General features: G+C 40.4%; 16 protein-coding genes. 5 read left to right on the forward strand and 11 right to left on the reverse strand.

All coding sequences use genetic code 11. From position 1 onward, the window contains the following. Window positions 1-293: 293 nt before the first annotated feature. The 10 genes from ybgF to ruvC all read right to left on the reverse strand — a co-directional run bounded on the left by ybgF (window position 294) and on the right by ruvC (window position 8,112). Window positions 294-1,076, reverse strand: a complete 783-nt coding sequence (ybgF, locus tag HRT96_RS18560; RefSeq protein WP_293159647.1) for a tol-pal system protein YbgF — start codon at window positions 1,074-1,076, stop codon at window positions 294-296. A gap of 13 nt (window positions 1,077-1,089) precedes the next feature. Continuing rightward, window positions 1,090-1,674 (reverse strand): peptidoglycan-associated lipoprotein Pal, encoded by a 585-nt coding sequence (gene pal / locus HRT96_RS18565; protein ID WP_293159649.1) that lies wholly within the window; start codon window positions 1,672-1,674, stop codon window positions 1,090-1,092. Window positions 1,675-1,693: 19 nt separating this feature from the next. Continuing rightward, window positions 1,694-3,019 carry a Tol-Pal system beta propeller repeat protein TolB gene (gene tolB, locus HRT96_RS18570; RefSeq protein ID WP_293159651.1) on the reverse strand — a complete coding sequence of 442 codons (1,326 nt, stop codon included), beginning with the start codon at window positions 3,017-3,019 and terminating at the stop codon, window positions 1,694-1,696. Window positions 3,020-3,065: 46 nt separating this feature from the next. Beyond that, window positions 3,066-4,124, reverse strand: coding sequence for a cell envelope integrity protein TolA (gene tolA, locus HRT96_RS18575; protein ID WP_293159653.1), 1,059 nt, complete (start codon window positions 4,122-4,124; stop codon window positions 3,066-3,068). Window positions 4,125-4,187: 63 nt separating this feature from the next. Beyond that, a complete protein-coding gene (gene tolR, locus HRT96_RS18580) occupies window positions 4,188-4,613 on the reverse strand; it encodes a protein TolR (protein WP_006032887.1) in 426 nt (141 codons plus the stop codon). 3 nt (window positions 4,614-4,616) lie between these two features. Then, entirely contained in the window at window positions 4,617-5,309 is a 693-nt protein-coding gene (gene tolQ / locus HRT96_RS18585; RefSeq protein WP_293159655.1) for a protein TolQ, read from the reverse strand. Continuing rightward, a complete protein-coding gene (gene ybgC, locus HRT96_RS18590; protein ID WP_006032889.1) occupies window positions 5,296-5,715 on the reverse strand; it encodes a tol-pal system-associated acyl-CoA thioesterase in 420 nt (139 codons plus the stop codon). Before ybgC ends, tolQ begins: the two co-directional genes overlap by 14 nt. A 140-nt stretch (window positions 5,716-5,855) precedes the next feature. After that, window positions 5,856-6,863, reverse strand: a complete 1,008-nt coding sequence (ruvB, locus tag HRT96_RS18595; RefSeq protein WP_293134103.1) for a Holliday junction branch migration DNA helicase RuvB — start codon at window positions 6,861-6,863, stop codon at window positions 5,856-5,858. A gap of 16 nt (window positions 6,864-6,879) precedes the next feature. Further along, window positions 6,880-7,500 (reverse strand): Holliday junction branch migration protein RuvA, encoded by a 621-nt coding sequence (gene ruvA, locus HRT96_RS18600; protein WP_293159657.1) that lies wholly within the window; start codon window positions 7,498-7,500, stop codon window positions 6,880-6,882. Between the two features lie 90 nt (window positions 7,501-7,590). After that, window positions 7,591-8,112 (reverse strand): crossover junction endodeoxyribonuclease RuvC, encoded by a 522-nt coding sequence (gene ruvC, locus HRT96_RS18605; protein ID WP_293159659.1) that lies wholly within the window; start codon window positions 8,110-8,112, stop codon window positions 7,591-7,593. Between the two features lie 257 nt (window positions 8,113-8,369). Here ruvC and HRT96_RS18610 point away from each other — a divergent pair, with 257 nt between their 5' ends. From HRT96_RS18610 to HRT96_RS18630, 5 genes are all read left to right on the forward strand, one after another. Next, on the forward strand, window positions 8,370-8,597 hold the full coding sequence (locus HRT96_RS18610) for a glutaredoxin family protein (RefSeq protein WP_019443086.1): 228 nt from the start codon (window positions 8,370-8,372) through the stop codon (window positions 8,595-8,597). Window positions 8,598-8,677: 80 nt separating this feature from the next. Continuing rightward, complete coding sequence (locus HRT96_RS18615) at window positions 8,678-9,085, forward strand: cytochrome b562 (protein ID WP_293159661.1); 408 nt, start codon at window positions 8,678-8,680, stop codon at window positions 9,083-9,085. An 83-nt stretch (window positions 9,086-9,168) separates the two neighbouring features. Next, a complete protein-coding gene (locus tag HRT96_RS18620) occupies window positions 9,169-9,561 on the forward strand; it encodes a DUF2750 domain-containing protein (protein ID WP_006032895.1) in 393 nt (130 codons plus the stop codon). A 209-nt stretch (window positions 9,562-9,770) separates the two neighbouring features. Beyond that, entirely contained in the window at window positions 9,771-10,709 is a 939-nt protein-coding gene (locus tag HRT96_RS18625; protein WP_293159663.1) for an alpha/beta hydrolase, read from the forward strand. 126 nt (window positions 10,710-10,835) lie between these two features. After that, window positions 10,836-11,630 (forward strand): ribonuclease H family protein, encoded by a 795-nt coding sequence (locus tag HRT96_RS18630; RefSeq protein WP_293159665.1) that lies wholly within the window; start codon window positions 10,836-10,838, stop codon window positions 11,628-11,630. Between the two features lie 91 nt (window positions 11,631-11,721). Here the strand turns inward: HRT96_RS18630 and HRT96_RS18635 are convergent, their stop codons facing one another. Further along, a complete protein-coding gene (locus tag HRT96_RS18635) occupies window positions 11,722-12,030 on the reverse strand; it encodes a hypothetical protein (RefSeq protein ID WP_293159666.1) in 309 nt (102 codons plus the stop codon). Window positions 12,031-12,114: the final 84 nt, after the last annotated feature.

A 12,114-nucleotide genomic window follows, 5' to 3' on the forward strand; every position in this document is an offset into this window, starting at 1 on the left:
CGGGAGCAGGATTTGAACCTACGACCTTCGGGTTATGAGCCCGACGAGCTACCAGACTGCTCCATCCCGCGACAATTCTATAATCAAGATTTCAATTAACTAAACGACTTACGTTGTTTCCGCTAACCCCTGTCTCGATGGCGGCTATAATACTTTTTTCCGAAAACTCTGCAAGTAAAATCTGCTCAGAATCACAATTCAATGATAAAACTCTGAATTCCGTTCAGTTTAACGCCAATGAGATGACAAATAACACAAACCAATAGCGCGTTAATGTTGCTCTATCTAAAACATTACTTTAGTGCTGCCAGCTCTTGCTTCGCAAGCTTAGCGACCGAATCATTAGGGTAATCTTTAATCACCAATTTAAAATAACGTTTCGCTTCACTATTCGAACCGGTTAACTTAGCAAGCTGGCCAAGTTTCTGTAATGAGTCGGCACGTTTATTAGATGCGGGATACTGAGTAACGATCTTTTCAAATTCAATTTTCGCTTCATCATTCTTGTTATTTTTACGTAACAATAGCCCTAACCAATAATGTGCATTCGCGGCTAGCTCAGATTCTGGATACGTTGAAATAAAACTTTGTAGCGCAGGAATAGCTTCATCATACTTACGCTCATTTTTGATCAATTTTATAGCGTAATTATAAGAATCTTTACCGGTTAAATTTACAGGCTGATTTGTAGCATTCAGAATACTAGCATTAGTTGCAACTGGCGTTACCGGTTTCGCGACAAGCGTAGTACGTATACGCTCAATATCATTGAGAATATCACGTTGTCGTTGTGTGATTTTGCTCTGTTCTAGATTGCTTTCTTCGATAGCACCCTGCAAGTTCATTAATTCAATCGATAATTGATCAAGTCTTTGCTGAGTGTCTAATTGCGATCGGGTGCGAGCTTGGAGGATATTCTCTATACGGGTAAGGCGTTGTTCAACGGAACGCGTTGCTTTGTTCGTTACCATCTGAGCACTTGCTGTTGCATCAAGTACCGTAGCGGGTGCCGCATGCCCCAAACCACTATAAAGAACGGCCATAATAATGGCCGTTTTAGTATTAATTCGAATCAAGGTGACTAATCCTTTAGTAAACTAGCACTGCACGTCGATTTTGAGTGAATGCAGCATTCGTATGAGAAGTATCTACAGGTTTCTCTTCACCATAACTAACTGTTGAGATCTGGCTTGAAGAAACACCTAGATTGTTTAGATATTTAACAACAGCGTTAGCACGACGTTCGCCTAGTGCGATGTTATAACCTGGTGTACCACGTTCATCAGCATGACCTTCAATTAAAACTTTAACCGCAGGGTTATCAATTAAGAAGTTAGCGTGATCTTGTAATAATTCACCATATTCTGCAGTAACTGCTTGTTGATCAAAACCAAAGTAAACAACATGGCGTTTACGTAGTTCATCCATCACCTGTTTTTTAACTTCTTCTACTGTTAAATTTTCAACTGAATCAATGCTTACATCAGTATCACTACCAACAATAACATTCGAACCCGAACCAGTATTACCATTAGTCGTTGTATCACTTACTGTTTGTTGTGCAGAACTTTCAACGCCATCATTTGTAGTTGAATCTGTTGTTGAGCTACATGCAGCCAATGTCAGCATTGGTAACGCAATTACTAAACTTTTTAAGATTTTATTTAGTTGCATTTCTTTTTCCTATCAATAATTAATTCTTTTTAGATGTCAAGAAAGGTGACCAAGCTGGTGCTTTTACTTCTCCATCACTTGCCGGCAACACCGCTTTAAAACGTCCATCCATTGAGACTAGCGACAATACCTGTTTTCCCTTAACAACCGTGCTATAAATCACCATACTGCCATTTGGCGCAATGCTTGGTGATTTATCAAGACGACCGTTAGTCAGTTTTTGAACATATCCATCAGACAAATCCTGCTTGGTTACACTATACTTGCCTTTTTGCAAACTGACCATAACTAAATTCTTACCATCTGGACTAATTGAAGGGTTCAAGTTTGCATTACCCTCAAAGGTAAGTCGTTTAATTTTCTTACTTTCTAAATTAATCTGATAGATCTGCGGACGACCACCGCGTTCAGAGGCAAATACAATCGACTTACCATCAGGAGCCCAAGTTGCTTCGGTATCAATACCACGATTTTTAGTTAAGCGGTCGAGTTTTTTGGTCTTCAAATCGTAAACATATACATCTGCTTGACCTGATTTAGACAGTATCATCGACAACTTCGAGCCATCCGGTGAAAATACCGGTAAAATATTACTGCCTTTATACGGTTCGATTAGCTCACGTTTTTGTGTAACCAGATCATAAATCCAGATCTCATGTTTTTTGTCTTCCATACTCATGTAAGCAAGCTTTTTACCCGTCGGATCCCATGACGGTGACATCACTGGCTCCGTGGAACGGAATAATATATGTTGATTCATACCATCATAATCAGAGATTAATAACTTAAATGGGTATTTGTCATCATAATTAATCGCAACATAAGCAATCCGCGTTAAAAATGCACCCCGAGTACCCGTTAAGTTCTCAAAAATATAGTCGCTTAATCGATGTGAAATATGGCGAGGGCGGCGGGTCGAAAAATTACCTTTCAAATTCAGTTTAATATGATCATTATTTAGAACTAACTGTTCATCAATTTTTTGTGGTGTTTGATTTTTAAAACCAGATAACACATTAATGAGTTGAAAATGGATCTGCAAACGGCCATCTTGTAGTGGTTTTATGGTACCAATTACAATCGCTTCGACACCGGTTTCTTTCCATGCTGCATAATCAACGGCAGTTTCTGTTGCTGGCGTTTGTGGCATCAATCTGCGTTCTAATGGTGAAAAACGACCACTGTTACGTAAATCGTCTGCGATAACACGGGCGAAATCCGTCATGTCTTTTGGTTTAGGCTGCACACCTAACCATTTAAACGGCACCACTGCGACAGGTCTGGCACTGTTGGTGCCTTCTGTAATGACAATTTCTAATGCCGCATGCGCGATTTGTATCTGCATGAGACACACAATAAAGAAAGATAAAAATCGTTTAGTTATACTCATATTAAATCTCTGGTCTAAAAATCAAATTAATATTTTTAAGTTTTCTGGCAACTTCAGGATCTGTCGACATCGGCAAGCTACCGACCTTATTCACGGCGTTAACGCCAGCTCGACAAACGATGTTATCACCTTTGCCACTGGTTACACTTAATACCAGACCGGAATCGGACAAACGAATATTAAGCGCACATGACTTACCTTTCATCGCATCACTGGTTAACATATTGCGTTGAATAGAGCTTTGAATTCGGGCTTGGTACTTATCAACTTCACTTAGTACTTCCTGCTGACGTACTGCATCAAGTTGCTGGATCTCACTTTCAAGTTCAGATGCAAACTCGGCTTCAATTTGTTCTTGCATCAAGCGTTCCTCCCTGTCACGTTCAATTTTAGCTAAACGTCGGCGTTCTTTTTCGGCGGCTTTACGTTTTTTCTCAGCAACACGTTTCTTTTCAGTTTCCTGACGCTTACGTTCTTGCTTCGCTTCGTCTGCCTTTTTACGCTTATTTTCGGCAACAACGGCAGCTTGACGCTTACGCTCTTTTTCTTCTGCTGCTTTACGTTTTTTATCCGCAGCGGCAGCGGCTTGTTCGGCTTTCTTGGTCGCTGCTTCGGCTTTTTTCCGTTCTTCAACCTTCTTCAAGCGGTGCTGCTCAGCTTTAAGCGCAGCGGCTTCGGCAAGTTTACGTTCAACTTCTTTTTCTGCACGCTTCGTTTCAGCACGTTTTGCCGCTTGTTCTGCTTTTCGCTGATCATTTTTTGCTTTTACAATGGCAGCTTCTTTCTGCCTGCGTTCTTCATTCAGCTTGTTAATACGATCTTCAGCTTGTTGTAAACGTTGCTGTTCTTTTCGGCGTTTTTCTTGTTCCGTCCGTTTGATCCGATCAGCATGCTGCTTTACAGCTTGTTCACTCACAACCACTGCTTGGATCGTTTTCATCTTTGGCTGTGGTTTTAATGGTGCCGATGTGGCACTTAAACCAAGTAGCACGAGTAGAACGACATGTAATCCAACCGAAATAATAATAGCGACTGAGTACTTAGACTGATTATCCTTCATCTTTATTTATACCCTACCCTACTCTTAACAACTCTTAATGACTCTTAACTACTTTTAATGTAACTACTCTACTGGATCTGTCATTAAACCAACAGAAGGTGCACCAGCCTGTTGTAGAACAACCATTAAACGGATCACTTGTGCATACGCCACAGAGCCATCCCCCTTTACGATAACGGGTGTATCAGGTTGTAGTCTTAAATGGGCTGCAACTAACGTCGCTAAATCATCGGGCGACATAGGCGACTTATCACCGTCACCCACATCAAGATAATATAAACCGTCTTTATCAACAGAAGCGACAATGGGTGGTTTACTGTCTTGTGATAACGCTTCGGCTTGAGCTTGTGGTAGATCCACAAGTACACCTTGAGTGACTAATGGGGCTGTCACCATAAAAATAATAAGTAGCACCAACATCACATCAATATACGGTACTACGTTAATTTCTGCTACAGGTCGTCTGCGCTTACGTCGATAAGGCTGCATCGCTTAATCCTGTGTTTTTTTAGCCAAGGTCTGGCGATGTAAAATACTGGAAAATTCTTCCATGAAATTAGCGTAATTATTTTCAATTCTCATCACTTGATCCGAAAATCGGTTATAAGCAATAACGGCTGGAATCGCGGCAAATAGACCCATAGCGGTGGCAATCAAGGCTTCGGCAATACCCGGTGCAACCATAGCTAAAGTGGCTTGCTGGACAGCACCTAACGCAATAAATGAGCTCATGATGCCCCATACCGTACCAAACAGACCGATATAAGGACTAATTGAGCCGATTGTAGCAAGATTATTTAAGTGAACTTCAAGGTCATCAACTTCACGGGATAAAGCAACCCGCATCGTACGGTAACTGCCATCCATGATCGCATCGGTATTATCTTGATCGGCATTATGGATACGCACATATTCTTTAAAACCAGCGTGGAAAATTAACTCCATACCCTGAATATTATTTTTTCGCGCTTCGCTTTCTTTATACAATTTAGATAAATCGATACCAGACCAAAATCTATCTTCAAATCGTTTCGACGCTTCATTGGCTTGCGTCAACGCTTTTGAGCGGTGAAAAATCATTGCCCATGATGCTACGGACATGGAAAGCAGTATTAACATCACTGCTTTAACTAATATGCTAGCTTCCCAAAAAAGTTCAAAAAATGAAATATCAGCAGCTTCCACTGGTTAGTTTCCTTATAATTTCTGTCGGCATCGCACAGGGTTTCTTATGAGACAATTGAATGCACGCCACTTTAACTGTTAATTCTGACAATAATTTACCACTTTCATGATAAATACTCTGAGAAAAGACCAGAGATGCGCGTTTAAGTTCCTTAATATGTGATTTTATAATTAATAAATCATCCAGATATGCCGGATAACGGTAATCGATGTCTATTTTTCGCACCACAAATGCAAGATCTTGTTGCAGTAATAATGCTTGTGAAAAGCCTTTATCACGTAACATTTCCGTTCTTGCGCGCTCTGCGTAGTTCAAATAATTACTGTGGTATACCACGCCACCAGCATCGGTATCTTCAAAATAAACGCGAGCCATAAACTCACTTTGTATTATTTCATTTTGCATTATTTTAAAGCCTACATCTCTCACGCTACAACTCGAATTTATACCGCAATAATCAAATAATTTAACGTTATAAGCTTATTAATATACCTGACAAAAATAAGATATGAAATTGATTTAATATGAAGATTACGTTTCTATGGCTATTTTTCTGGGTAATCAAAGCCCAAATGCAGATAAGCACGTGCTGTCGCGATACGCCCACGCGGTGTACGCTGTAAGAAACCTTGCTGAATGAGATACGGTTCAAGCACATCTTCAATGGTTTCACGTTCTTCACCGATTGCCGCAGCAACGTTATCTAATCCAACGGGACCACCTGAAAAAGTATCAATAATGGCGATTAACAATTTACGGTCCATGTAATCAAACCCACAAGTATCCACATCAAGCATACTTAACGCCGCTGACGAGATCTCGGCATCTATATCGCCATTGTGTTTTACTTCGGCATAATCACGTACACGACGTAATAAGCGATTAGCAATACGTGGGGTACCGCGCGCACGTCTGGCTATTTCTAACGCTCCGGCACGATCCATATTCAAACCTAAACACGTCGCCGAGCGTAATACGATATCTTGTAAATCTTCAACTTTATAAAATTCTAGGCGCTGGACAATACCAAAACGGTCGCGTAATGGCGATGTTAACGAACCCGCACGCGTCGTTGCACCGATGAGAGTAAAAGGCGGTAGATCAAGTTTAATCGAACGTGCAGACGGACCTTCACCAATCATAATATCTAATTGGTAATCTTCCATTGCTGGATATAAAATTTCTTCAATTGACGGGTTCAAGCGATGTATTTCGTCAATAAATAATACGTCATTCGGTTCAAGGTTAGTCAGTAGCGCGGCAAGATCCCCTGCCTTCTCTAATACCGGTCCCGATGTGGTTTTAATGCTTACGCCCATTTCATTAGCGACAATATTCGCTAATGTGGTTTTACCTAATCCAGGAGGACCAAAAATCAATAAATGATCCAGTGCATCATCACGTCGCCTACTGGCTTCAATAAAAATTTCCATTTGACCACGTACGTGGTCCTGCCCTTGATAATCAGACAGCATTTTTGGTCGAATAGCACGGTCTATGACTTCTTCTTCGCGGACGGTACCGCTAGAAATTAATCGATCAGCTTCAATCACTAAAGTAACTTCCTAATTAGTTCTGTAAGGTGGCACGTAATGACAGACGAATAATCTCTTCACAACTCATACTTGGCTGTGCAACTTGCTTGATCATCTTCGCGACTTGCGCAGGTTTATACCCTAAACCAACCAAGGCTTCTTCCGCTTCTTCAATCGCATTCGATGCCGTATTACCATAACCTTGTAATTGGGCTTTATCTGCTTCAGGGGTAAATAAATCTTGAGTCACCCAGTTTTTCAGGCGGTCACGCATTTCCACTAATAAACGTTCGGCGGTCTTTTTACCCACACCCGGTAACTTAATTAAGCTGTTGATATCATCGTGTTCAACACAGTGTGCAAACTGGTTTGCGGTCATACCAGATAGAATTGCTAATCCCAGTTTAGGGCCAACACCATTCACTTTAATCAATTCTCGGAACATTAAACGTTCCATTTTATTATTAAAGCCGTAAAGTAATTGTGCATCTTCTCGAACCACAAAGTGGGTGTAAACGATCACTTCTTTATCCACATCGCCAAGCTCATAGAAGCAGCTCATCGGCAGTTTAATTTCATAACCGACACCATTCACGTCAAGTAAAATTTCGGGCGGTTGCTTTTCTAATAAAGTGCCACGTAAACGTCCAATCACAATTATTTTCCAACATTTTTAAATACGAATATAATGCTGAGTAGCATAATAAAATACTGGTTAAATATCCAGATCAATTTCTTTTTTCGGTTAATTGTAACGTCCGCGTGCAGTGCCTTTAACTTTACCTGCCATATTAATCAAGGTACGTAAACTCTGCGCATGACATAACGCTACGGCGAGTCCATCGGCAGCATCAGCTTGCGGCGTTCCTGGCAACTTAAGTAAATTCACCACCATTTGCTGGACTTGTTCTTTATCTGCACCACCGTGACCAACGACGGCTTGCTTGATCTGACGAGCGGTATATTCTCCGACCTCAAGATCATTAGATACCGCCGCAACAATCGCGGCACCACGAGCTTGACCCAGTTTTAATGCTGATGCTGCGTTCTTACCCATAAATACATCTTCAATGGCAAATTTATCTGGTTGGAATTGGATTATAATTTCACATACCCCGGCATGGATTTGCTTTAAACGCTCGGGTAACGTATCGCCCGAGGTACGAATACAACCGCTGCCCAAATATTGAAATTTACCGTGTATATGCTGGATCACGCCATATCCAGTGATCCGCGAACCGGGATCAATACCAAGAATAATACTCATAGTTTATTATCTTCAATTGTCATGTTTATAATTACAGTATACCTGCACCTAAGCTTGAAACCTAAACCCAGTACCTAATCCATATTCCATTAAAATAACGCGTATAAATTAAACAGTTAAAACCGCACGCCTTGACCTGATTATTCCACCATGGTGTAAAGAAGTGTATTTCAAATCATTTGCTCATATTGATACATTGTGAATAAACGTTAGCTTGCTATAATGCGCGTTTTTATAATCAACCTTGTGGGGCTAAAATGAAAAGAGTCGTATTATATACGCAGAAAAAGTGTCCAAATTGCGATTCGGCAAAGCGCTACTTAGATGAAAAGAAAATACCTTACCGTTTATGCAGTGTGAATGAACCACGCGGCAGTAAAGAATTAGCCGCGATAGGTGGCCGAGGGGTACCGACCCTTAAAATTGGTGACCAAGTACTGCGTGGTTTCTCAATTAAATCATTCGAAAATATGTATCGCGGTTAAACTCGCGTACAGACCTGACTGTTATTATACTCTCGATGTTATTAACAGCAGCATTTAATCATTACCTATGGATATAAATCATGAATAATCGTATTGCTCAGCTAGGACTTATCATCAGTTTACTGTTTTCTACCTTGGTAAACAGCGCAGACATCGACAGTATCGATCTTAAAGTCACCATGAAAGAGATGCGATTAGCGTACACTCAAGCAATGAAAGCAACATCAGCGGATGAATTTTCGACTCGCATTGATAAAATGAGTAAAATGCTTGCCGTAGCACAAAGCTATAACTTTTCACCTGAACGTGCAGAGATGTCAAATCAAGGTTTAGATAAAGTAGAATCAATATTGAACAGCATTCAACAAGCCGATATCACCGACGAAAATCTTGCCGTTGCGCAAGCTAAATTAGAAGACGTTGATAGCTTAAGAAAAGAATACCATAAGAAAAGTAAGCCTAGCATTTGGCAGCTCATCTTTGGTTAATCAATGAAGTCTTCGGTTAATACATAATACCATGTCGGTAATGAGTATTGCCGTCATATTAGTAAAAATTAGGAACAGATTACATGTCAAACACGCTCGACGAGAACCAAATAGCAACAATTCAAGCTTACGATGAAGAGAAGCGCCTTAGCTATTTATTAAAAGAAGTAACAAACGAACGCAAAATCTGGATCCTAACGGATGAACACGGTTGTGTCATGCTAAATAACGATGACGAAGATTGTGTGCCAGTATGGCCTAACGCAGAGTTTGCACAATCTTGGGCGACTGGCGAATGGGAACACTGTAAAACAGAATCTATTTCATTAGCTAAATGGCAAAGCCGTTGGACATCAGGTTTAATGGATGATGACTTAGCTATCGTTGTCTTCCCTAATCTTGATGATGAAGGGCTTATCATGTTCCCTGACGAATTTGATATGGCACTGCAGAAACAAGCGAAAAAGAAGCGCTAATCACCAAATAACAGTTCTAAACCTGCCTGTTATCAGATGATAGCGGCAGGCTTTTTATTTTCACCTTTACTTCCCGTCCCGCCACTTAGCTCCTCATACCAATTTCTAAAAAACTAGTGCTACCAACATCACTAAGTTAACGAAATGCTATTTTATTTATCTTCAATCTCATGTATGGTTTCCCTTTCCTGTGCAATTGGCCTAACGATATGATTTCAAACAAGCTAAAATTATTTATTGTCTGCATATGTTTATCATTATTAAGCGGTTGCTCACTGGTTAGATGGAAAACAGACAGTGATGAAGGCAGCCTTAAAGCCGTGGGCTTTACACAACTCGATATTAGCTTAGATGAAGGTGGTACTCTGAGTTATTGGCGTGGTGGTCAAGGCCAACCGCTATTATTAATTCATGGTTTTGGTGGCAGTGCCGTCACCACGTGGAAAGATGAAATGCTTGCCTTAAGCGCAAATTATGATGTTATTGCACCGGATCTTGCTTGGTTCGGTGATTCTTTTAGTGCTGGCGAAGCCAACCTAACCACAGAAACAAATACCATTTTCCAACTTATTGATGAATTAAAACTTAATAATATCAACATCGCCGGTATCTCATATGGTGGATTTGTCACTTTCAATATACTCCACAACGCTAACCAAAATGACCGTATTAATAAAGCCATTATTATTGCCAGTCCCGGTCCCTACTTCAGTGATAATGATCTAACCGCGTTAACCAAACGCTTTGCAGTCGATAATCCAGAGGACTTCTTTATACCAAAGAACAGCGATGAATTACGCCGTTTATTTGAGGGCATTTTCGTCGAACCGAAAATGATGCCAGATTTTGTGGCTGACCAAATTTATCAAACTTACTTTGCTGCTTGGCATAAACAAAAAATAGCCATGATCCAATCGTTATCCGCAGACCGCGACACTCTATTAACAGCGCCGATCGCAACCACGCCAACCCTCCTAATTTGGGGTGAACAAGATCGTATTTTCCCCGTTGAACACGGTATTTATCTCAGTAAAAAAATACAAGCGCCTCTTGTCGTCATTCCAAACACAGGCCATGGCGTCACAAATGAACAACCCGAGATGGTTGTCCGTTTAATTAAAACCTTTATCGAAAGCGAAAAGCTATAACGACTGTTTACCGCGATATAACAGTATAGCGTCTGATTTATGTACAAGACTATGGTTATCATTGGTGTTTTGTAGGTAAGACATTTATTATTTAATCATTAAACTTTAAGAGTATTGAATTGAGTTATGAGTAAAAAACATTACGTCGTATGGAAAGGTGTGAAGACTGGGGTATTTGATAACTGGTCTGAAACTAAAGCACAAATTGATGGCCGCAGTGATGCGCAATATATGGGTTTCCCATCAAAACAAGAAGCTGACCAAGCATTCGCCTCAACCTATACTCGCGCATTAATGAAACGCTCATTAGCAAAAGAAGGTCCGACTGGTTCAGGTGTTAAACCAAAAGCAACACGTCCTGCCGGGGCATCTAAATCAATTCTATCGACACCACCACAAGTTGCAGATCTCAACATTTATTGTGATGGTGCTTGTTCCCCTAATCCGGGTAAATCGGGTACAGGCATGGCCGTTTATGAAAAAGATAAACTGGCACAATTATGGTACGGTTTATACGAAGCGAACGGGACCAACAACTCAGCAGAATTAAATGGTTTATTAGTCGCCTTCCGCTTTGCAGCATCACATATAGCACAAGGTAAAACCGTACAAGTGCTTTCTGATTCTAGATACTCTATTGATTGCATCACTAAGTGGGCAAAAGGTTGGAAAAATAAAGGTTGGAAACGTGGTAAGAATGAAGAAATAAAAAATCTGGCCATTATTCAACAATGTTTTAGTTTGTATGAGCAATTAAAATCCAATTTAATTATTAATCACGTAAAAGGTCATGCGAATATTGAAGGCAATGAGCTATCAGATCGTATGGCGGTATTAGCACGCAGCCAACAAGAACCTAAGTTAGTGCAATATACTACCAGTATTAACGTTGCCGAAATTCTAGCCATGCCATCAGGCTAGTAACGCTAACCGATATTTACGTCTTATCTAATATAGAGAAATAAGCTGACGGTACTGCCTCAGCTTATTTCTCACATCCCAAATATATCCATTACATAATAGGCGTACAACCTTTCAGCAGTAGCGCCATATTCGCACTTGATTTAGCTTGGGCATAATAAGTATCCGTCGTTGTCGCTGCACTTTGGGTCATAGAGCCAATATCTGCAGAAATAAGCGGAGCAAGTACCGTTAGCGCCGATGCAGACTGCCGATCCACTTCATAAGCTAAAAATGCTTTACTGATTTCGGTACACGAAAAAGCATCAGTGCCTTTTTGCGCCATATTATAAGCCTGAGATGACGTTTCACAGCCCGTTAATAGACCTGCAAACAATGCGATTACTATTATTTTATGCATCAAATTTCCTTATGTTGATAAATACATACGCCAATACTCAGCGTTTAAATCAATATTCCCTCATCAATTATAGCTGACAAAATT

The sequence above is a fragment of the Moritella sp. genome (assembly GCF_013215705.1).
Lineage (GTDB): Bacteria > Pseudomonadota > Gammaproteobacteria > Enterobacterales > Moritellaceae > Moritella.